At 69.8% G+C, this 19,920-nt stretch carries 18 protein-coding genes; 12 read left to right on the forward strand and 6 right to left on the reverse strand.

Annotated features, from left to right (window positions below; translation table 11 throughout):
- Positions 1-54 precede the first annotated feature (54 nt).
- Entirely contained in the window at positions 55-1,005 is a 951-nt protein-coding gene (locus tag ACVN9Z_RS26170) for a Bug family tripartite tricarboxylate transporter substrate binding protein (protein ID WP_006384921.1), read from the forward strand.
- Here the strand turns inward: ACVN9Z_RS26170 and ACVN9Z_RS26175 are convergent.
- The gene (locus ACVN9Z_RS26175; protein ID WP_049055648.1) at positions 992-1,633 is read right to left on the reverse strand and encodes a TetR/AcrR family transcriptional regulator; all 642 of its coding nucleotides are present in this window, start codon (positions 1,631-1,633) and stop codon (positions 992-994) included. The two genes, ACVN9Z_RS26170 and ACVN9Z_RS26175, sit on opposite strands and share 14 nt — an antisense overlap.
- A 157-nt stretch (positions 1,634-1,790) precedes the next feature.
- On the opposite strand from ACVN9Z_RS26175, the gene ACVN9Z_RS26180 reads away from it, so the two are divergent.
- The 4 genes from ACVN9Z_RS26180 to ACVN9Z_RS26195 all read left to right on the forward strand — a co-directional run bounded on the left by ACVN9Z_RS26180 (position 1,791) and on the right by ACVN9Z_RS26195 (position 6,980).
- Positions 1,791-3,284: an MFS transporter gene (locus ACVN9Z_RS26180; RefSeq protein WP_458212812.1), complete on the forward strand. Its 1,494-nt coding sequence runs from the start codon at positions 1,791-1,793 to the stop codon at positions 3,282-3,284.
- A 257-nt stretch (positions 3,285-3,541) separates the two neighbouring features.
- The gene (locus ACVN9Z_RS26185) at positions 3,542-4,930 is read left to right on the forward strand and encodes an amidohydrolase (protein WP_047991258.1); all 1,389 of its coding nucleotides are present in this window, start codon (positions 3,542-3,544) and stop codon (positions 4,928-4,930) included.
- A 158-nt stretch (positions 4,931-5,088) separates the two neighbouring features.
- A complete protein-coding gene (locus ACVN9Z_RS26190) occupies positions 5,089-6,066 on the forward strand; it encodes a Bug family tripartite tricarboxylate transporter substrate binding protein (protein WP_026383006.1) in 978 nt (325 codons plus the stop codon).
- The gene (locus tag ACVN9Z_RS26195; protein ID WP_024069605.1) at positions 6,063-6,980 is read left to right on the forward strand and encodes a BMP family lipoprotein; all 918 of its coding nucleotides are present in this window, start codon (positions 6,063-6,065) and stop codon (positions 6,978-6,980) included. Before ACVN9Z_RS26190 ends, ACVN9Z_RS26195 begins: the two co-directional genes overlap by 4 nt.
- A gap of 48 nt (positions 6,981-7,028) precedes the next feature.
- Here the strand turns inward: ACVN9Z_RS26195 and ACVN9Z_RS26200 are convergent, their stop codons facing one another.
- On the reverse strand, positions 7,029-7,541 hold the full coding sequence (locus ACVN9Z_RS26200; protein ID WP_024069606.1) for a GNAT family N-acetyltransferase: 513 nt from the start codon (positions 7,539-7,541) through the stop codon (positions 7,029-7,031).
- A 186-nt stretch (positions 7,542-7,727) separates the two neighbouring features.
- Between ACVN9Z_RS26200 and ACVN9Z_RS26205 the strand changes: the two genes are divergently transcribed.
- A complete protein-coding gene (locus tag ACVN9Z_RS26205; RefSeq protein WP_353630542.1) occupies positions 7,728-8,531 on the forward strand; it encodes an aspartate dehydrogenase in 804 nt (267 codons plus the stop codon).
- Between the two features lie 31 nt (positions 8,532-8,562).
- Here ACVN9Z_RS26205 and ACVN9Z_RS26210 read toward each other — a convergent pair whose 3' ends face one another.
- Both ACVN9Z_RS26210 and ACVN9Z_RS26215 read right to left on the reverse strand, forming a co-directional pair.
- On the reverse strand, positions 8,563-10,395 hold the full coding sequence (locus ACVN9Z_RS26210; RefSeq protein WP_458212813.1) for an ABC transporter ATP-binding protein/permease: 1,833 nt from the start codon (positions 10,393-10,395) through the stop codon (positions 8,563-8,565).
- Between the two features lie 131 nt (positions 10,396-10,526).
- Positions 10,527-11,414: a LysR family transcriptional regulator gene (locus ACVN9Z_RS26215; protein WP_020928548.1), complete on the reverse strand. Its 888-nt coding sequence runs from the start codon at positions 11,412-11,414 to the stop codon at positions 10,527-10,529.
- A 103-nt stretch (positions 11,415-11,517) separates the two neighbouring features.
- Here ACVN9Z_RS26215 and ACVN9Z_RS26220 point away from each other — a divergent pair, with 103 nt between their 5' ends.
- The 4 genes from ACVN9Z_RS26220 to ACVN9Z_RS26235 all read left to right on the forward strand — a co-directional run bounded on the left by ACVN9Z_RS26220 (position 11,518) and on the right by ACVN9Z_RS26235 (position 15,643).
- Entirely contained in the window at positions 11,518-12,378 is an 861-nt protein-coding gene (locus ACVN9Z_RS26220) for an amidohydrolase family protein (RefSeq protein WP_458212814.1), read from the forward strand.
- Positions 12,375-13,364, forward strand: a complete 990-nt coding sequence (locus tag ACVN9Z_RS26225; RefSeq protein WP_006384856.1) for a tripartite tricarboxylate transporter substrate binding protein — start codon at positions 12,375-12,377, stop codon at positions 13,362-13,364. The genes ACVN9Z_RS26220 and ACVN9Z_RS26225 overlap by 4 nt, the downstream gene beginning before the upstream one ends.
- Before the next feature lie 147 nt (positions 13,365-13,511).
- Positions 13,512-15,212, forward strand: a complete 1,701-nt coding sequence (locus ACVN9Z_RS26230; RefSeq protein ID WP_223203204.1) for a putative bifunctional diguanylate cyclase/phosphodiesterase — start codon at positions 13,512-13,514, stop codon at positions 15,210-15,212.
- A gap of 50 nt (positions 15,213-15,262) precedes the next feature.
- Complete coding sequence (locus ACVN9Z_RS26235) at positions 15,263-15,643, forward strand: RNA-binding S4 domain-containing protein (protein WP_049055401.1); 381 nt, start codon at positions 15,263-15,265, stop codon at positions 15,641-15,643.
- Between the two features lie 22 nt (positions 15,644-15,665).
- Here ACVN9Z_RS26235 and ppk2 read toward each other — a convergent pair whose 3' ends face one another.
- Positions 15,666-16,925 carry a polyphosphate kinase 2 gene (gene ppk2, locus ACVN9Z_RS26240; RefSeq protein ID WP_024069612.1) on the reverse strand — a complete coding sequence of 420 codons (1,260 nt, stop codon included), beginning with the start codon at positions 16,923-16,925 and terminating at the stop codon, positions 15,666-15,668.
- Between the two features lie 199 nt (positions 16,926-17,124).
- Here ppk2 and ACVN9Z_RS26245 point away from each other — a divergent pair, with 199 nt between their 5' ends.
- Both ACVN9Z_RS26245 and ACVN9Z_RS26250 read left to right on the forward strand, forming a co-directional pair.
- Positions 17,125-17,568, forward strand: coding sequence for a hypothetical protein (locus tag ACVN9Z_RS26245; protein ID WP_006384859.1), 444 nt, complete (start codon positions 17,125-17,127; stop codon positions 17,566-17,568).
- 36 nt (positions 17,569-17,604) lie between these two features.
- Positions 17,605-18,681, forward strand: coding sequence for a hypothetical protein (locus ACVN9Z_RS26250; RefSeq protein WP_070542222.1), 1,077 nt, complete (start codon positions 17,605-17,607; stop codon positions 18,679-18,681).
- A 42-nt stretch (positions 18,682-18,723) separates the two neighbouring features.
- Here the strand turns inward: ACVN9Z_RS26250 and ACVN9Z_RS26255 are convergent, their stop codons facing one another.
- On the reverse strand, positions 18,724-19,920 hold the full coding sequence (locus ACVN9Z_RS26255; RefSeq protein WP_070542219.1) for a trans-sulfuration enzyme family protein: 1,197 nt from the start codon (positions 19,918-19,920) through the stop codon (positions 18,724-18,726).

Consider the following 19,920-nt stretch of genomic DNA (forward strand, 5'->3'; position numbering starts at 1 on the left):
GCCGGACGCCGGGCGCAAGACCCGGCGCATCCAACACCGACAAGGGGAATACCAATGCTCAAGCAACTCGCCTTCGCGCTCGCCCTGCTGCTGCCCGCGGCCGCCGGCGCGGCCTATCCGGACAAGCCGGTCAAGATCATCGTTTCCAACCCGCCAGGCGGCCCGGTGGACGTGATGCTGCGCGTGCTCGCCAGCAAGCTGTCCACCGCCTGGGGCCAGCCGGTGGTGGTGGAGAACAAGCCGGGCGCGTCGGGCATCATCAGCACCGGCGCGCTGGTGAAGTCGGCGCCCGACGGCTACACGCTGGGCATGGTGGTGGCGTCGTCGGTGACCATCGTGCCGTTCGCGGTCGACAGCCTGCCGTTCGATCCGCAGAAAGACCTGCAGCCGGTGGCGCTGGTGGCGCGCACGCCGTTCATCTTCATCGTGCCCAGCGACAGCCCGATCAGGACCTGGCAGGATTTCGTGCGCGAGAGCAAGACGCGCAGCCTGGCGGTGGGCTCGTTCTCCATCGGCACGGCCTTCCACCTGGTGTGGGAACAGACCGCGCGGCGCGCCGGCATCAAGGCGTTGTATATCCCGTCGTCCTCGTCCGGCAAGACGCAGAACGACCTGATCGGCGGACAACTCGACGTGGGGCTGGACGCGCCTTCAAGCTCCAAGGGCCTGATCGACAGCGGCCGCCTGCGCGCGCTGGCCATCACCAGCCCGACCCGCTTCGCCGGCCTGCCCGACACGCCGACCCTGCGCGAATCGGGCATGGGCGACTATGCGCCGCAGCCGTGGATCGGCCTGATGGCGCCAGCCGGCGTGCCGGCCGAGCGCGTGGCGCGGATCCAGCAATCGGTGGCGGACATCCTCAAGGAACCCGCGATGAAGGCGCAGATGGAAACGCTGGGCATGATTCCGATCGGCGGCAGCGCGCGGGAGCTGGCCGACACCATCGCCGCCGATCGCGCCGAGATGGGGCCGTTGATCAAGGAACTGGGGATCAAGCTGCAGTAGGCGCGCCCACCAGCCGCAGAAACGGGGGGATCAGGCTGGCGGCCAGCGCGTCGGCGTCGGCCGCGCCGCGCGCGATGGCGTCATCGACCGCGCCATGCATGCCGTGGTACAGCAGGATCGCGGTCAACCCCGGCTGCGTCAGCCGCCAGCAGCCGGATTGCTGGCCGGCGCGCAACATGGCCTCGGCCTGCGCCAGCACCGCCGCGCGCTCGGCGGCGCCGCGATGCGGGTGGTTGACGTCGTGAAACACAACGTCGTGCAAGGCATAGCCGTCGAAATAGGCGTGCACGCCGGCGCGCGTCCAGGCCCGCAGCCGCGCCACGCCGTCGTCCGGCGCACAGGCCGCCATGGCCGCGTCGATGCGGTCCAGGAACCCCTGCGAGAACTTGGCGCGCAGCGCCGCCAGCACATCCGCCTTGGACGAAAAGTAGTGATAGAAGGTGCCCTTGGCCACGCCGGCCCGCGCCACGATCTGGTCGATGGTGGTGGCTTCGACGCCCTGGCGCACGAACAGGTCTTCGGCGGCCGCCATCAATTCGTCCAGGCGCACCGGCGCGGGTTTGGTGCGCGGCGCGGGCTCGGCGGACGTGGGCGTCCTGGCGGCGGACTTGGCGGAAGCGGAGGCCATCGCGGGCGGGAATCCTTTCATTTTCAACGATCTCCAGTGTAGAGGACGCGCCTGGCGCGCGGTCCGGGAACAATCGGGAATGCGTCTTTTTATTTATTGACCGACGGTCAGTCGATTACTAGAATACGATTTTCCATCCCCTTCACGGCCCTTCCGCATGCTTGCCTCCCGCCGCCGCGCCCTGGTGTTCGCCGTCAACCTGGGCAGTTTCATCACCATCCTGGACATCAGCATCGTCAACGTCGCCCTGCCCACCATGCAGGCGGCGCTGCGCATCGACATGGCCGGCCTGCAATGGGTGGTGGACGCCTACGCGCTGTTCCTGTCGGCGTTCATGCTGTCGGCCGGGCCGCTGGGCGACCGCTATGGCCGCAAGCGTTCGTGGCTGGCGGGCGTGGTGCTGTTCACGATCGGCTCGGCGTTCTGCGGGCTGGCCGACAACCTGCCGCTGCTGCTGGCGGGCCGCGCGGTGCAGGGCGTGGCCGGCGCACTGCTGATACCGGGCGCGATGTCGCTGCTGACCCAGGCCTTTCCCGACCCCGCCGAGCGCGCCCGCGCCATCGGCCTGTGGGCCTCGTGCAATGCCATCTCGCTGATCGTGGGACCCATGCTGGGCGGCCTGCTGGTGGCGCACTTCAGTTGGCAGAGCATCTTCCTGATCAACCTGCCGGTGGGGGCGCTGGCGATCGCGCTGGGCGCCTGGGGCATCCAGGAAAGCGCGCATCCCGAACATGCCGCCTTCGATCCCGCCGGCCAGGCCCTGAGCGTGGTCTGGCTGGGCGCGCTGACCTATGGCCTGATCACCGCCGGCGAACACGGCTGGCAGGCGCCGGCCACTATCGCCGCGCTGGCCGTGGCCGCGATCGGGCTGATCGCCTTCCTGTGGGTCGAGCACACCGTGGCGCGCCCCATCCTGCCGCTGGGCCTGTTCCGCGACGCCGGCTTCGCCAGCACCAACTTCGCCTCGTTCGTGATGGGATTCGGCGCCTACAGCAGCCTGTTCTTCTTCTCGCTCTACCTGCAGCACGTGCGCGGCCTGTCGCCGCTGGAGGCAGGCTGGCAACTGGCGCCGCAATTCGTGGCCACCGGGATCGTGTCGACGGTGTTCGGCCGCCTGAACCCGCGCTTCGGCCTGCCGCGGCTGATGATCGCCGGCTACGGCATGGTCGGCGCGGCCATGCTGGGCATGATGAGTTTCGACGCGCACACGCCCTACGCGCTTTCCGGATCGTTGATGGTGCTGCTGGGCCTGGGCATGGGATTGGCGGTGCCGGCCACCAGCATGGCGGTGATGGCGACGGTGCCGCGCGAGCGCTCGGGCATGGCTTCGGCCACCATGAACGCGCTGCGCCAGACCGGCATGACCATCGGCATCGCGCTGCTGGGCGCGCTGATGAGCGGCCGCGCGGTCGACCACCTGGCCGCGGCGCTGGCGCGGCTGGGCCAGGCGGATGCGCGGGCGGTGGCGCGCGTGGCGGTCACCCAGCACGTGCTGCCGGCGCAACCCGATGGCGTGGCGGCGTTGTTCGCCGACGCATTGGCCGACGGTTTCCATGCCGCCATGGCCGGCGCCGGCGTGGCCTCGCTGCTGGCGGCGCTGCTGCTGTTGTGGGTCACGCGCGGCGCGCGGCCGGTGCTGCGGGCCGCGTAGGCGACAGGCGCGCGCATCGTCGCGGCGACGCCGGACGCCGCCGCGCGAACCGCCGCCGCATGGATACGACGACGCTGCGCGGGCCTCGCGGCGAGCCGCCGAAACCCGGGCGGGACGCGCAATTCCAAGGCGCGGAATTCCAGCGCCCGGAATCAAACACCCGCGTTTTTAAGCAGGCGTAACAAGCGCGCCATCGCGGGTGCGCTCCGGTAATATCTCAGCCCAATAACAGGTTAACAACCAAGAGGAGACATGCCATGCAACACCGCAAGATCCTGTTCCGGCTGGCCCCGCTGGCGCTGGCCGCGCACCTGGCGTTCAGCGGCCCGGCCGCCGCGCAAAGCGCGCCCGGCACGCAGGGGCCGCTGGCGCCCGCGCCCGCCCCCGAACTGGCCACGCAGATCGACCAGCGCGCCAAGGCCATCGAAGACAAGCTCATCGCCTGGCGCCGCGACATCCACCAGCACCCCGAACTGGGCAACCAGGAAACGCGCACGTCCAAGCTGGTGGCCGACCATCTGCGCGCGCTCGGCATGGAAGTGAAGACCGGCGTGGCCGGCACCGGCGTGGTGGCGCTGCTCAAGGGCGGCAAGCCCGGCCCGGTGGTGGCGCTGCGCGCCGACATGGACGCGCTGCCGGTGAAGGAACAGGTGGACGTGCCGTTCGCCTCCAAGGCCAAGGGCACCTACCTGGGCAAGGAAGTGGACGTGATGCACGCCTGCGGCCATGACGCCCACACCGCCATCCTGATGGCCACCGCCGAAGTGCTTGCCGGCATGAAGGACCAATTGCCCGGCAGCGTCAAGTTCATCTTCCAGCCGGCCGAGGAAAGCCCGGCCGACTTCGAGCCGGACGGCAAGAAGATCTGGGGCGCCAAGATGATGGTGCAGGAAGGCGTGCTGGACAATCCCAAGGTCGACGCGATCTTCGGCCTGCACGTGTCCAGCAGCTATCCGGTGGGCAAGCTGTCGTGGCGCAGCGGCCCGGCGATGGCCGCGGCCGACCAGTTCTGGATCGACGTGACCGGCAAGCAGACGCATGGCGCGCGGCCGTGGTCGGGCATCGACCCGATCGTGGTCAGTTCGCAGATCATCCTGGGCCTGCAGACCATTCCCAGCCGCCAGATCAACAGCATGCTGGAGCCGGCCGTCATCACCGTGGGCGCGATCCACGGCGGCAACCGCATGAACATCGTGCCGGACAGCGTCGCCATGACGGGCACCATCCGCACGTATGACGAAGGCATGAAGAAGGACATCCACCAGCGCATCGAACGCACCGCCACGCAGATCGCGCAAAGCGCCGGGGCCAAGGCCGACGTGCGCGTGGTGGAGCTGTACAACGCCACCGTCAACAACCCAGGCCTGACCGAGGAAATGGGCGCGACGCTGCGGCGCGTGGCGGGCGAAGGCAACTACGGCCTGCAGCCCAAGTCGACGGCGTCGGAGGACTTCTCGTTCTACCAGGAGAAGGTGCCGGGCATGTTCTTCTATCTGGGCGTCACGCCCAAGGACGTCAATCCCGAGACCGCCGCGCCCAACCATTCGCCGCGCTTCTACGTGGACGAGTCGGGGCTGATCAACGGCGTGCGGGCGCTGTCGAACCTGACGGTGGACTACATGGCCAAGGCCAAGAAAGGCAGCTGAGCACGTGCCGCCGGCACGCAGCCGGCGGCGCACGCAGGCGGCGCGCGCAATGCGCGCCGCGCCCCGCGGTGGGCATAAGCAAACCGCCACAAAGTCTTTGTGGGACGCGGCGCGGTTTCCTACAGTACGGCCCTTTGCCACCAAAGCGCCGACCCGCCATGCCGATCTCCCGCCGCCGATTCCTGCTTGCCAGCACGCTGGCCCTGCCCCTGGCGCGGCCGCGCCGGGCGCGCGCCGCCAACTGGCCCGACCGGCCCATCCGCCTGGTGGTGACCTTTCCGCCGGGCGGCGCCAGCGATATCGCCGCGCGCGTCATCGCGCCCGCGCTGGGCGACCTGCTGGGCCAGTCCATCGTCATCGACAACCGACCTGGCGCCGGCTCCACCATCGGCGCGACGCAAGTGGCGCAGGCTGCCGCCGATGGCTACACCCTGCTGATGTCGAACTCGGCGCCGCTGTCGATCTCGCCCGCGCTCATGCCGCGGCACCAATACGATCCGCTGGCCAGCTTCCGCCACGTGGCCTATATCGGCGCGGTGCCAACGGCCTTCGTGGTGCATCCCTCGGTGCCGGTCGAGACGTTCGCGCAGTTGACCGAGTGGATCAAGGCGCAGCCCGCGCCGGTGCAGTACGGCAGCGGCGGCCTGGCCTCGGTAGGGCAGATCGTCGGTGAACTGTATGCGCGCCAGACCGGCGCGCGGCTCGAGCACATTCCCTACAAAGGCTCGGGCGCGATGCGCAACGACCTGCTGGGCGGACAGATCCGCATGGCGGTCGACGCCCTGCCGCAGAACCTGCCGTTCCTGCGCAACGGCCAACTGCGGCTGCTGGCGGTGACCACGCAGCAGCGCGTGCCGCAGGCGCCCGGGATTCCCGCGGTGGGAGAACTGGGCTATCCGGGCCTGGTGGCCGAGAATTTCGTCGGCCTGTCCGGTCCGGCGGGCCTGCCCGACGGCGTCAGCGAACGCCTGCACGCGGCGCTGGCGCAAGTGCTGCAAACGCCGGAGATCCGCGCCAAGCTGGAAGGCCAGGGTTTCGTGCTGGCGCATAAATCGTCCAGCGAATTCACCGACTTCGTGCGGCGCCAGGCCGAGGACTGGGAGCCGGTGGTAAGGGCCACCGGAGCCAGCCTGTGAGCGCGCGCCGACTGCTGGTGCTGTTCGGCCAGCCGGGTCGCGGCGGCTTCAACGAGGCCGCTGTCGAGGGCGCCGCCCGCGCCGCGCGCGCGGGCCATGCGCTTGCGCTGGAGTGGATCGCCGCCAACGATCCCGCCGTGCGCGCCGAGCGCTTGGCGGCGCTGTGCGCCACGGCGCCCGACTTGGTCATCGTGCATGGCGGCCAGGGCGACGCGCCGGTGGCGCGGGTGGCGCCGCGTTTTCCGCGCATCCAGTTCGCCATCACCCAGGGCAGCCATCACGGCAGCAACGTCGCGTCGTACGAAATCCTGCAAGAGCACAGCGCTTTCCTGGCCGGCGTGCTGGCCGGCGCGCGCGGCGGCGCCGCGCACCTGTCGGGAGAGCGCGTGCGGCCCGGCCTGAAGGGCCGCGCCGCTTATGCCGATGGCGTGCGGCGCGTGCGCGGGCAGGATCCGCTGACGGGTTTCTGCGGCAATCAGCACGAACCCGCCCTGGCCGAGACCTGGACCGATGCGCTGGCCGCCGCGGGCGCCGGCGTGGTGTTCGCGATGATGGATGGAGGCCGCGAGGGCATCACGCGCGCCTGCCGCCGCCACCGCCTGTGGCAGATCGGCAATGTGCTCGACTGGGTGGCACGCGATCCGGCCGTGTACCTGGCGTCGGCACTGGCGGATTCGGGGTTGTGCGTGGAACGCGCCGCCGCCGATCACGCCGCCGGCGCGCTGCGGGTGGGCGGCGTCACGCGTTTCGGCCTGGAGACTGGCGCGGCGCTGCGGCTGGTGCTGGGCGCGCAGGTGTCGGCGGAGGAACGGCGCCTGCTGGACGAGTGGTCGGCGCGGCTGGCGCGCGGCGAGATCGAGGTCGCGCACGATTACACCGGGCCCGAGTTCACGCCGCCGGGCGGATTGGCCTGAACCTGCCGGCCGGAGCGGCGGCCGCCACGCCGCGACGCGCTGGCGGGCTCAGCCCGCGGCGACCGGCCCGGTGGCCGCGAACGCCGCGTGATACGCCACTTCGCCGGCCGCCTGGCGCGTGAAAACCCGCGCCATGAAGTACTCCGGCGGCACGCCGGGATAGGTCAGCGCCGGCATCCGCGCAAAGCCGAAGCGCGTGTAGTACGCCGGCTCGCCCAGCACCACGCAGCCGGCCGCGCCGCGCGCTTCGAGCTCGGCCAGGCCCGCCTCGATCAACGCCGCGCCGATGCCACGGCCCTGCATGGCCGGCAGCACCGCCACCGGCCCCAACCCGTACCAGCCGGCCGCGCCGTCGCCGATGGCGACCGGCGAAAAGGCCGCGTGCCCCACCGCCATGCCCGCTTCATGCGCCACCAGCGACAGCGTCAACGCGCCGGCCGCGCGCAGGGCGTCGATGATGTAGCCCTCGGTATGCTGGCTGTGCGGGTGGTCGCGAAAGGCCTCCTGGGTCAAGGCGAAGATGGCCGCGATCTCGTCGGGGGTTTCAGCGGAAATCCGCATGGCCCTGCTCCTGGTGATGGTGGGACACGAAGGGCGAGTGTACGCCGCGCGGCCCGCGCCACCGGCATCCGATTGACGCCTGCCCGGGCCATCGCTACAGTGACCGCCGACCCTGGCCGGATCAGCTGCCGCCGGCCGGCTTCCAAGCTTGCGCGGCGCGCCGCGCCCCACCTTCCGGAAAACTCCATGAACAGCTACCGCGTCGGCATCGCCGGCTTCGGCGCCATCGGCCAGGCCGTGGCGCAATCCCTGGACGCCGGCCTGCCCGGCCTGACCCTGGCCGCCGTGGCGGTGCGCGATCCCAAGGCCGCGCCCGCGGTGGCCTGGCAGAACGCCACGCCGGTTTTCACCACCATCGGCGAACTGGCCGGGCATTGCGACGTGGTGGTCGAATGCGCTCCCGCCGCCGTGTTCCGCGAACTGGCCGAGCCGGTGCTCAAGGCCGGCAAGAAGCTGGTGGTGCTGAGTTCCGGCGCGCTGCTGCGCCACGACGACCTGATCGAACTGGCGCGGCGCCACCAGGGCCAGATCCTGGTGCCGTCCGGCGCCATCCTGGGGATGGACGCCATCACCGCCGCGGCCGAGGGCGAGATCCACTCGGTCACGATGATCACGCGCAAGCCGGTGCGCGGCCTGCTGGGCGCGCCCTACCTGACCGACAACAACATCGACATCGACGGCATCACCGAACCGCGCCTGATCTTCCGCGGCTCGCCGCGCGAAGCGGCGGTGGGTTTCCCGGCCAACCTGAACGTGGCCGTGAGCGTGTCGCTGGCCGGCATCGGCCCGGACCGCACCACGCTGGAGATCTGGGCCGACCCGTCGTTGGAACGCAACGTGCACCGCGTCGAAGTGGTGTCCGATTCCGCCTCGTTCTCGATGGAAATCCAGAACATCCCGTCGGCCAATCCCAAGACCGGCCGCATCACCGCGCAGAGCGTGATCGCGGCGCTGCGCAAGCTGACCGGTCCGCTGCGGGTGGGCACCTGACAGGCGCCGGGCGTATCTGCGGGACAGCGCACTAGGCCGCCGCACACGCCAACGCCGGCACGGGCCCCGCGGCCAGCGAGCCGGTGTTCCAGCCGCCTTTGCCATCCAGATCCAGCCGGTGGGTATGGAACGCATCGAGCGTGCTGCGATGGCCGACGCTGACCAGCATGGCGCCGGGCAGTTGCTCGCGCAGCAAGCCGTACAGCATGTGTTCCAGCCCTTCGTCGGTGGCCGAGGTGGCCTCGTCCAGAAACACGATGGCCGGCCGGTTGAACAGCACGCGGGCGAATGCCACGCGCTGCTGTTCGCCGATCGAGAGGATGCGCGACCAGTCGGCCTCGTGATCCAGCCGGCCGGCCAGGTGCCCCAGGTTCACCGCGCGCAGTGCCAACGCAAGGCGCGCATCGTCCCCCGGCCGCGCATGCCCGGGATAGGCCAGGGCATCGCGCAGCTTGCCCAGCGGCAGATAGGGACGCTGCGACAGGAACAGCGCCGCCGCGCCCTGCGGCCGCCGCACCGTTCCGCGCGCATGGGGCCACAGGCCCGCCAGGGCGCGCAGCAAGGTGGTCTTGCCGCTGCCGGACGGCCCCTTGATCAGCAGCGCCTGCCCCGGACGCAGCGAAAGATCCAGGCTCCCCAGCAACGCCCGGCCATCGGGACGCGACACGTCCAGTCCGGTGATCTGCAGCGCGTCCGGCAGCGGCTGCGCCTCGATCGCCGGCAGCGCGCGCGCCGCCGCGTTGGCATCGAGGAAGCCGGCCAGGCGGTTGAGGGTGGCGCGGTACTGCGCGAACGCGTCGTACGAGGTGCGAAAGAACGACAGCGAATCCTGCACCTGGCCGAACGCCTGCGAGGTCTGCATCACGTCGCCCAGCTTGATCGCGCCGCTGAAAAAGCGCTGCGCCTGCAGCAGGAACGGAAACACCACCGCCACCTGGCTCACGACCAGGTTGAAGCCGTCGAACTTCAAACCCCGGTACACGCGCGCCCACAGGTTGGCGATGTAGGCCGAAAAGCGCGTCCAGAGCGCCGCACGCTCGACCGCCTCGCCCTGGTAGAAGGCCACGTTCTCGGCGTTCTCGCGCAGTCGCAGCAGCGCGTAGCGGAAGTTGGCGGTCAGCCGTTCGGACAGGAAGTTCAGGCGGATCAGCGGCCGGCCGATGCGAAAGGCGAACAGCGTGGCCACGATGACGTACAGGTACACCATGAACACCATGGCGCGCGGGATCTCCACCCCCGCCACGTCCAGCGCGCCGGACAGGTTCCACAGGATCGCGGTGAACGCCACCAGCGACACCACGGCGCTGAGGGCGCCGATCGCCAGCGTGCGCGAGCCGGTCACGAACGCCGCGATGTCCTGCTCGATGCGCTGGTCGGGGTTGTCCACCGGTTCTTCGATGAAATGGCCGCGATAGTAGGCGCGCGCGTCCAGCCAATCGCCCGTCAGCCGATCGTTGAGCCAGACGCGCCAATGGATGTCGAAGGCCTGGCCGGCGTAGCTGTCGATCAGCGCGCGCACCACGTGCACCGTGGCCAGGATCGAGAAAATGCCCAGCAAGCGCCAGAACGCGCTCGGGTCGAGCGCCTGCAATGCGCTGTAGAAGCCGTTGTACCAGAACGAGAACAGCACGGTCATGCGGACCGAGAACATCGCCAGGAACAGCAGCGCGGCCAGCGTCAGCAGCGGCCGCCAGCTGCGCCGCGGCGTCAGGTAGGGCCAGGCCAGGCGCCAGAACTTGCGTCCCCAATCGGTCCAGCGCGACAGCGCCCACGCGACCAGCGCCAGCGCGATGGCGCTGATGCCGAATGCGCGCGCCATCCACCACGCGCTTTCCCACAACTGTTGCTGCCAGTCCAGGTCCATGAATCATCCCGTCGAAGCCGTTTCTGTTTAGAGCGGCGGGGATGTCGCAGTTCCGGCGAAAATGCCGTCTTAAGCGTGGCTTAAGCGTTCTTCGGACGAATTGAAAGGCATTCTCCGGGCGGATTGAAAGCTCAGTCGCCGCCCAGGTCGAGGTTGGCGAACAGGTCAGCCAGCGTCGGCACCGAACGGGCCGGCCAGATGGCGCTCAGGTCGAAGCTGGGCAGGCGTTCGCCGTCGCGCACCTCGCAAAAGCGCACGCCGCGGAAATCCATGGAACGGATCCAGCTGGGCAGCAGCGCCACGCCGCAGCCGCCCGCCACGCAGGCAAGCACGGTCAGCGTACGGTTGGCCTCCTGCGCCACCTGGGCGTCATGGCCGCCCTTGCGCATGGCATCGAGGATGTCGGCGTAGAACGCCGGCAGCTGCGACTGCGGGTACATCACCAGGCCGGCCTGGGCGATCTGCGCCATCGACACCTGGCCGTCGGCGGCGACGTCGAACTCGTCCGGCACCGCCGCCACCAGCCGGTCGCGCAGCAGCTGGCGTTCGCGCATGCGGCCGCCCACCGCCACCGGCGTGTGCATCAGGCCGATATCGATCTCGCCGGTCTGCAGGGCCTCGGCCTGCTCGGCGTTGCTCATCTCGCGCAGGATCACGCGCACGCCGGGCGCCTGCCGCCGCATCTCGCGCAACGCCCGCGGCAAGGTGTTGAACAGCGCCGACGACACCAGCCCCACCGTCAGCTGACCGGCGCTGCCGCGGCCGATCTCCCGGGCGCGCCGCGCGGCGGCATCGATGCGGGCGATGCTGGCGCGCACGTCCTCCAGGATGGCCAGGGCCGCCGGCGTCGGCGTGGAACCCTGGCGCGAGCGTTCGAACAGGCGCACGCCCAGGTCCTTTTCCATGCGGCCCAGGGCCTGGCTCAGGGCGGGCTGGGCGATGCCCAGCCATTCCGAGGCGCGGCTCACGCTGCCGTGGTCGACCACGGCCAGGAAATAGCGCAGGTGCCGGGTTTCCATATCAATCCAATATGAATAAAGCAGTTTTACAGAATAGAAAACTATACCTTGTCTGCCTAGAATCCCGCTTACAGAACCTTACAGATGTGCACCCCCTTGGGGCATGCACCGCAAATCGCAGGAGACAGCCTTGCCCCTACCGGCCACCGCCGCCGTCGACACCCACGCCCACGTCTTCCACCAGGGACTGGCCCTGGCGGACACGCGCCGCCACACGCCCGACTACGACGCCACGCTGGCCCAGTACCTGGCGCTGCTGGACGGGCATGGGTTGTCGCATGGAGTGCTGGTGCAGCCCAGCTTCCTGGGCACCGACAACAGCCATCTGCTCCAGGCGCTGCGCGCCGCGCCGGCGCGGCTGCGTGGCGTGGCGGTGGTGGACCCCGCCATCGACGACGCCGGGCTGCAGGCCCTGGCCGCGGCCGGCGTGGTCGGCATCCGCCTGAACCTGATCGGCCTGGACCTGCCCGACCTGGCGGCGCCCGCCTGGCGCCACCTGCTCGAGCGCGTCAACGCGCTCGGCTGGCACGTCGAGATCCACGTGCAGGCCGCGCGCCTGGCCGATATCATGCCGGCCTTGCTGCAGGCAGGATGCCGCGTGGTGGTCGACCATTTCGGCCGCCCCGATCCGGCGCAAGGCATCGCCGACCCCGGCTTCCAGTACCTGCTGCGGCAAGCCGGCAGCGGCCGCGTCTGGGTCAAGCTGTCGGCCCCCTACCGCAACTGGACCGGCCCCGCCTGTGCCACGTCGGGCCGCGAGGCCGCGCGGCAACTGCTGGACGCCTACACGCCGGCCCACCTGATGTGGGGCAGCGACTGGCCCCATACCGAGCATCGCCACCTGGCGTCGTATGCCGCTGCCACGCAGTGGCTGGACGACTGGATCGATGACCCCGCGCAACGGCGCGCCGTACTCGCCGACACACCGTTGCGGCTGTTCCAATTCCAAGGAGAATTCCAATGACCCCTCTGTTCAAACGCCTCGCGCGCCGCGCCAGCCTGCTGGCCGCCGCCGGCCTGTTGGCCAGCGCCGCCGGCGCGGCATCCGCCGCCTATCCCGAGCGCGCCGTCACGCTGGTCGTGACCTACCCGCCCGGCGGCACGGTGGACGTGGTGGCCCGCCTGCTGGGCCCCAAGCTGGCGGCCGAACTGGGCCAGCCGGTGGTCATTGAAAACCGTGGCGGCGCCGGCGGCATGATCGGCGGGGCGGTGGTCGCCAAGGCCCAGCCCGACGGCTACACGCTGATGCTGGACGCCTCCAACCACGCGCAGAACCCGGCCCTGCACCCCAAGATGCAGTTCGACACCCTGACCGCCTTCGCGCCGGTGTCGCTGCTGTTGCGCGTGCCCAACGTGCTGGTGGTGACGCCGTCGTACGAAGTGAAGACGGTGGCCGACCTGATCCGCCTGGGCCAGCCCGGCGGCAAGGAACAGGTCTACTTCGCCTCGGCCGGTCCCGGCTCGGCCCAGCACCTGGCCGGCGAACTGTTCAACCTGCTGGCCAAGACCCAGCTGCAGCACGTCGCCTACAAGGGCGGCGGCCCGGCCATGATCGACGTGATGTCCGGCCAGGTGCCGGTGATGTTCGCGAGCATGGGCTCGGCCTGGCAGCACGTGAAGAACGGCAAGCTGCGCGCGGTGGCCGTCGGCGGCGCGCAACGCTCCAAGGCCGCGCCGGACCTGCCCACCATCGCCGAATCCGGCGTGCCCGGCTATGAAACCTACGAATGGAACGCGGTGTTCGCGCCCGCCGGCACGCCGCCGGAAATCGTCAACAAAGTGTCGCAGGCGCTGGCCAAGGTGCTGAAGGACCCGCAGATCGCCGAACAGCTCGAAGGCATCGGCGCCGAGCCGATCGGCTCCACGCCGGCCGAGCTGGACACCTTCCGCCGCGCCGAGATCGACAAGTGGCAGCGCGTGGTCAAGGAAGCCGGCCTGAAGCTGGATTGAGGATTGAGTACTGGCGGGCGCCCTGCGCCCGCATACCGGTTTGCCGGTCTTGGGCGCCCTTCGGGGCGCCGTTTTTTTTGCTTTTACGCCGACTCGCCGATGCGATAAAACAGCACATTGATCGTGCTCAGGGAAATCCGGAACGTGATGAACCAGGCAAGCGACGACTCATCCCCCTCCCCCGACGCGGCGGCGCGCCTGGCGGCCGGCGTCGACGGCGCCACGCTCGATGCCCTGGCCGACGGTTTCCTGTCGCTGGACCGCGACTGGCGCGTCGCTTATCTCAATCCGGGCGCCGAACGGCTGCTGCGGCGCAGCAGGCAGGACCTGGTGGGCCACGGCCTGTGGGACAGCTGTCCGGACCTGGTCGGCACCGGCTATTACGATGCCTGTCGCGCGGCCGCGCAGACCGGCCGCCCCGCTCATCACACCGGCTATTACGCGCCCCTGGCCACCTGGTTCGAAGCGCGCGCCTTTCCCCATGAAGGCGGCCTGGCGATCCTGTTGCGCGACGTCTCGCGCGAACGCGAAGAGACCGCGCAGCTCAAGTACCAGGCCACCCACGATTACCTCACCGGCCTGCCCAACCGGCGCCAGTGCATGGAGACGCTGTCGGCGGCGATTGCCGAGGCCGAACCCGCGCTGGCCGCGCGGGGCGCCACGCTGGCCGTGCTGTTCCTGGACCTGGACCGCTTCAAGGAAGTCAATGACGCCTTCGGCCACGCCGAGGGCGACCTGCTGCTGTGCGACGTGGCGGATCGCCTGCGCAAATTCCTGACGCCGTCGATCTTCTGCGCCCGCGTTGGCGGCGACGAATTCCTGCTGGTGCTGCGCGACACCAACGAACGCGCGGCCGAAGCCCTGGCCAATTCAATCCTGAATTCCCTGTCGCGTCCCAGCGATGTGCACGGACGCTCGCTGTCGCTGGGCGCCAGCATCGGCATCGCGCTGCTGAACTCGCCCGGCGAGTCCGCCGAAACGCTGTTGAACTACGCCGACGCCGCGATGTATGCCGCCAAGTCGGCCGGCCGCTTCCAGGTGCGCGCCTATCACCGCGAGCTGATGCAGGGCCTGGGCGCGCGCCTGTCGCTGCGTGGCGACATCCAGGGCGCACTGACCAACAACCAGTTCGAACTGCACTTCCAGCCGCAGGTCAGCATGCACGACGGTTCGCTGTGCGGCGCCGAGGCGTTGCTGCGCTGGCGCCACCCGACCCGCGGCCTGCTCGGGCCAGCGGCATTTCTGGATGTGATCCTGGATTCACCGCTGGAATCGGCGCTGACCGAATGGGTGGCCAACGCCACCTGCCTGCACATCAGCGAATGGCTGGCCGAAGGCCTGCCGGTGCCGCGCATCTCGTTCAACCTGTCGGCGCGCCAGCTGGTCGCGCCCGACCTGCCCAAGACCATCGTGCGCCTGGCGACGGTGCATGGCGTGCCGCCGACGCTGCTGGACGTGGAAGTCACCGAGAACTCGCTGATGAGCGACGTGGAGAAAGCCTCCGGCATTCTGGCGGCGCTGCGCGAGGCCGGCATTTCGGCGTCGCTGGACGATTTCGGGTCGGGCTATTCGAGCCTAGCCTACCTGGTGCGGCTGCCGATCGACACGCTCAAGATCGACCAGTCGTTCGTGTGGGCGCTGGGCAAGGTGCCGACCGCCACGGCCGTGATCCGCGGCGTGGTGCGACTGGCCCATTCGCTGGGCATGCGCACGCTGGCCGAAGGCGTGGAGACCGAGGCGCAGCGCCAGATGCTGATCGAGGAAGGCTGCGATGCGATGCAGGGCTTTCTCTTCAGCCGCGCCCTGCCCGCCAGCGCCTTCGCCGCGCTGCTGCGCGAGGGACCGTGACGCCAGCCGCTATCATGTGCGCTTGATGGCGCAATTTCGCGATGACGACGATGGACAAGATACGGATCGACAAATGGCTGTGGGCGGCGCGGTTCTACAAGACGCGCAGCCTGGCGGTGGACGAGATCGGCAAGGGCCGCGTGCAGGTCAACGGCCAGCCGGCCAAGCCGGCGCGCGAGGTCGGCGCCGGCGACGTGGTCAGCATCCGCAAGGAAGATCCCGCGGTGCACGTGCGGGTGGTGGCGGTCAGCGGCGTGCGCGGCCCGGCGCCGGCGGCGCGCCAGCTGTACGAGGAAACCCCCGAGAGCGTGGCCGCGCGCGAACGCGCGGCCGAGATGCGGCGCCTGGCGCCCGAGCCGGCGCTGGACATCGCGGCGGGGCGGCCGACCAAGCGCGACAGGCGCCTGATCGACCAGATGCGCGGCAAGTAGGCCGCGCCCGCATGCGGCGCGGCTACAGCGCCCGCCCCACGATCAATGGATCCAGCGCCAGTTCCGGCGCGCCGCTCTTGCCTTCGTACGGCAAGCGGGTCAGCACGTAGCGCATGGCGTTCAGGCGCGCGCGCTTCTTGCAGTCGGACTTGACCACGATCCACGGCGCATCGGCGGTGTCGGTGTGCGCGAACATGGCTTCCTTGGCGCGGGTGTAGTCGTCCCACTTGTCGAGCGACGCCAGGTCCACCGGGCTGAGTTTCCACTGCTTGAGCGGATGCACCTTGCGCTGCAGGAAACGGCGGCGTTGCTCCTCCTGGCTGACCGAGAACCAGAACTTGATCAGGTGGATGCCGCTGGTGACCAGGTGCCGTTCGAAGTCGGGCACCTGGTGCAGGAATTGCAGGTATTCCTCTTCCGAGCAAAAACCCATCACGCGCTCGACGCCGGCGCGGTTGTACCAGGAGCGGTCGAACATGACGATCTCGCCGGCGGTCGGCAGGTGCTGCACGTAGCGCTGGAAGTACCACTGGCCGCGCTCGGTATCGGACGGTTTTTCCAGCGCCACCACGCGCGCGCCGCGCGGATTGAGATGTTCCATCATGCGCTTGATGGTGCCGCCCTTGCCTGCCGCGTCGCGGCCCTCGAACAGAATCACCACGCGCTGGCCGGTGGCCTTGACCCAGGCCTGCAATTTCAGCAGCTCGACCTGCAGGGCGTACTTCTGCTTTTCGTAATTGCGCCGCAGCATGCGGTGACGATAGGGATAGATGCCTTCGCGCCAGTCGGTGGCCAGTTCCTCGTCGGGATTGCGCCGGGCGGCCGGGGCCTGGGTGTTGGCCTGCAGCAGCGCGCGATGCACCGCCACGGCATCGTCCGGCGACAGTTCCTCGATGACCGCCCGCAGCGCTTCGTGGGCTTCGCCGGACTGCCCCACCTGGTAGCGGCGGGCGATGTCCGCCAACACCGCGGTGGTTTCCTGGCGCGCCGCGACTTCGCGCGCGCTGACACGCTTGCGCGCCCGCAGCGCGGGCTCCAGGGCAGGCAAGGCGGGCGGCTGCGGCGAGGACGGCCTGGCGGTGGAGCGTTTGGAGGCAGGCGGTTTGGCGGTGGACCGTTCGGCGGCGGCTTGCCTGGAAGTGGCTTGCCTGGAGGTGGCTTGCCTGGCGGCCGGCTTGGCAGCCGTGCGCGCGCGCCGCGGCGCGGCGGTGCGCTTGGCGGCGCGGGGGTCGTCCTTGCCGGTTTCGGGAGGTTCGGAGGCTGGCGCGATCTTGTCCGTCATCAATACAGTCCTTGCTATGCGTGTCGAGCGATCCGACGCGGCCGGCCGGTCGCCGGCGAGCCGTCAGGAAAAAACATCTACCCTACCCCGCGCGGTGGGGCGCGGAGTTGATGTGAATCAATGCTTGTAACATTCTTGCAGCATTCCTCGCCCGATCGCCCCGCTACACTGCCGCCATCGCCATCGCCTTGCCGCCAGCATGTGGTCACGCCTCAAACGGCTTTTCGTTCGCCCGCCCGCCGCCCCGGATCCCTACGCCGAGACCATCCGCTTCGATGACGCGGGCTTCACGCGCGCGCTGGGCGTGCCCGACGGCACGGGCCGGCGGCAGTCCTGGCCCTGGGAGGCCGTGTGCGAGTTCGGCTTTCGTTTCACGCCGGCGCTATTCCCCGATCCCTGGTACGGCGACTACATGGAAGGCCTGTGGTACCTGCGCGTCATCGAAGACGGCACGCCGATGGCGGTGGAGTTCGGCCAGGAGCATCTCGACGCCGACGCGCTGCCGCCCGCCCTGCTGCGCCATCTGCCGGGGCTGGACCTGCGGCCGCTGCGCGAGGGCCTGGCGCAGGCCGCCCGAGGCCCGCGGCACTTTGCCGGCGAGGGCGAATGGGTGGGCTGGCGGCGCGAGCCGCGTTGCGCCTGACCGGGCCGCACGGTAACATCTGATGCAGAATATTTCATGACCGGCGCCGCCGTGGACACGCGTAGAGAACCCACCCTGCAAGGCGCCGACACGCCGCCGCCCCCGCCGCCGGCCACTGCCGCGCGGCCCTTGCCCAGCGCGGCGCTGCGCGCCTGGACCTGGGTCCTGTACATCGGCTTGTGGCTGGCGCTGCTGGCCATCAAGCGCGACGACGCGCCCGGCGCGGCCAGCGCGGCCGAATCGCTGGGCTACCGCGTCGGCAGCGCATTGGGCTGCGCGCTCCTGCTGCTGCTGCCCGCCGCCATCGCGATCGGCGTGCTGTCGTTGTTCAAGCGTTTTCGCACCCCGTTGCACCGCATGCGCGCCGCATTCGCCATCGGCGTGGTGCTGGCGGTGGCGGTCGCCGCGCTGGCCAGCCTCTCGGCCTATCGCGAGGCGCAAAAAGCCACTGCCCTGGCCGAGATCCGCCGCACCGGCGAGTGGATGCGCGCGGCGATCAACGCCCCCGACCATCCGCCCGGCGACGTGCCGGACATCGACGCCACACCCAAGGCGCGCGGCGTGTATGGCGAGATCGAACGCGGTGTCAAGATCATGCTGGGACAACGGGTGGCGCAGTACCGCGCCTACATGCGGGAACTGGACGAAGTGCGGCTGTCCGACCTGTTCATTCCCAACCGACTGGCGCGCGACCGAGGGCTGGTGGAAAGCCGACTGATCCTGGAGCAATCGCAGCGCGTGGTGCAGAAATACAGCCAGCAGAATCAGCGGTTGCTGGTGGACGTGCCCGCCACCATCCGTTCGCTCGATCTGAGCGAGCAGCAGAAGAACCAGATGGTCGAGGGCGCGATCAAGGCGCGCCCGCAGCAACGCGCAATGCTGGCCCGCAACTGGGACCTGGAGCGCCAGACGCTGGCCGAGTTCGAGAAGATGATCAATCTGCTCGACGACAACCGCCGTTCCTGGCGCGTGGAACAGAACGAGATCGTGTTCGACCGCGACAGCCTGTTGAACCGCTTCCGCGCGCACCAGCTGGCCGTGCGCCAGCTGACCGAGGAACGCGCGCGGCTGGAGGCGCAGCAGTTCGACAGCCTGACCTCGGTGCTGCGCTGAGGGGCCGGCACTCGAACCTTTGTGGAGCCGGGCGGCTCGCCGTCACCGCGCCGCGCGGTCCAGTCCCTGCTTGAGGTCGGCCAGGATGTCCGCGGCGGTTTCCAGGCCCACGGACAATCGCAGCAGCCCCTCCGACAAGCCGTATTTCTCACGGTCCTCGGCGGTGTAGCTGGCGTGCGTCATGGTGGCCGGATGCTGGATCAGGGTTTCCGGGTCGCCCAGGCTGACGGCGATGCGCGCCAGCCTCAGGCTGTCGAGCAGGCGCCGGCCGGCGGCCAGCCCGCCCTTCAGTTCGAACGCCACCAGGCCGCCGCCGGCCGCCTGCTGGCGCCGCGCGATCTCGGCGCCGGCCGTGCCGGGCAGGCCCGGGTAGAACACGTCGGCTACCGCCGCGTGCTCGCGCAGGAACTTCGCCACCTTCAATGCCGATTCGCTGTGGCGCTCGACCCGCAATTCCAGCGTCTTCAGGCCGCGCAACACCAGGAAGGCGGTGAACGGCGACAGCGTCGCGCCGGTGAAGTAGCGCAGGCCTTGCAGGCGGATCGCGTCGATGTGCTGCTTGCGGCCGACCACCGCGCCGGCGAGCAGGTCGCCGTGGCCGCCCAGGTACTTGGTGGCAGAGTGCAGCACGATGTCGGCGCCGTGCTGCAGTGGCCGTTGCAGCACCGGCGTGGCGAAGGTGTTGTCGACGATGGTCAAGAGGCCCTTGCCGCGCGCGATGGCCGAGATGGCGGCAATGTCGACCAGCCGCAGGTTGGGGTTGGCCGGCGTCTCGAAATAGACCGCGCGGGTCTTGGGGCCGATGGCGGCGGCCACCGTTTCCGGGCGCGTGAAGTCGGCGAACACGGCGTTGATGCCCAGGCGCGGCAACCCCTGCGCGAACAGCGTGAAGGCAGTGCCGTAGACGATCTGGTCGACCACGATCTCGTCGCCGCTTTGCAGCAGCGACAGCAGCGTGGCCGAGATCGCCGCCATGCCGGAGGCCGTGACCACGCCGGCCTCGGCCCCTTCGAGCGAGGCCAGCCGCTCTTCCAGCAAGGCCTGGGTCGGGTTGCGGGTGCGGCCGTAGACGTAGCCCGATTGTTCGCCCAGGCGGATGCGGTCGAAGGCCTCGATGCTGTCCTGGGTATAGGTGGACGTCAGGTAAAGGGGCGGCGACAGCGCCCCCTGTTCGTCCAGCGGGTCGTAGCCCAGGTGGATGGCGCGGGTGGCGAAGCCGTGGTGTTGCGTGTCGGACAT

Source organism: Achromobacter sp. KK8, from assembly GCF_054188005.1.

Excerpts from the sequence above, each read along its gene's own strand:
- ACVN9Z_RS26170 (WP_006384921.1), top strand. The coding sequence starts at position 55 with ATGCTCAAGCAACTCGCCTTCGCGCTCGCCCTGCTGCTGCCCGCGGCC.
- ACVN9Z_RS26175 (WP_049055648.1), bottom strand. The coding sequence starts at position 1,633 with ATGGCCTCCGCTTCCGCCAAGTCCGCCGCCAGGACGCCCACGTCCGCC.
- ACVN9Z_RS26180 (WP_458212812.1), top strand. The coding sequence starts at position 1,791 with ATGCTTGCCTCCCGCCGCCGCGCCCTGGTGTTCGCCGTCAACCTGGGC.
- ACVN9Z_RS26185 (WP_047991258.1), top strand. The coding sequence starts at position 3,542 with ATGCAACACCGCAAGATCCTGTTCCGGCTGGCCCCGCTGGCGCTGGCC.
- ACVN9Z_RS26190 (WP_026383006.1), top strand. The coding sequence starts at position 5,089 with ATGCCGATCTCCCGCCGCCGATTCCTGCTTGCCAGCACGCTGGCCCTG.
- ACVN9Z_RS26200 (WP_024069606.1), bottom strand. The coding sequence starts at position 7,541 with ATGCGGATTTCCGCTGAAACCCCCGACGAGATCGCGGCCATCTTCGCC.
- ACVN9Z_RS26205 (WP_353630542.1), top strand. The coding sequence starts at position 7,728 with ATGAACAGCTACCGCGTCGGCATCGCCGGCTTCGGCGCCATCGGCCAG.
- ACVN9Z_RS26210 (WP_458212813.1), bottom strand. The coding sequence starts at position 10,395 with ATGGACCTGGACTGGCAGCAACAGTTGTGGGAAAGCGCGTGGTGGATG.
- ACVN9Z_RS26215 (WP_020928548.1), bottom strand. The coding sequence starts at position 11,414 with ATGGAAACCCGGCACCTGCGCTATTTCCTGGCCGTGGTCGACCACGGC.
- ACVN9Z_RS26220 (WP_458212814.1), top strand. The coding sequence starts at position 11,518 with ATGCACCGCAAATCGCAGGAGACAGCCTTGCCCCTACCGGCCACCGCC.
- ACVN9Z_RS26225 (WP_006384856.1), top strand. The coding sequence starts at position 12,375 with ATGACCCCTCTGTTCAAACGCCTCGCGCGCCGCGCCAGCCTGCTGGCC.
- ACVN9Z_RS26230 (WP_223203204.1), top strand. The coding sequence starts at position 13,512 with ATGAACCAGGCAAGCGACGACTCATCCCCCTCCCCCGACGCGGCGGCG.
- ACVN9Z_RS26235 (WP_049055401.1), top strand. The coding sequence starts at position 15,263 with ATGGACAAGATACGGATCGACAAATGGCTGTGGGCGGCGCGGTTCTAC.
- ppk2 (WP_024069612.1), bottom strand. The coding sequence starts at position 16,925 with ATGACGGACAAGATCGCGCCAGCCTCCGAACCTCCCGAAACCGGCAAG.
- ACVN9Z_RS26245 (WP_006384859.1), top strand. The coding sequence starts at position 17,125 with ATGTGGTCACGCCTCAAACGGCTTTTCGTTCGCCCGCCCGCCGCCCCG.
- ACVN9Z_RS26250 (WP_070542222.1), top strand. The coding sequence starts at position 17,605 with ATGACCGGCGCCGCCGTGGACACGCGTAGAGAACCCACCCTGCAAGGC.
- ACVN9Z_RS26255 (WP_070542219.1), bottom strand. The coding sequence starts at position 19,920 with ATGTCCGACACGCAACACCACGGCTTCGCCACCCGCGCCATCCACCTG.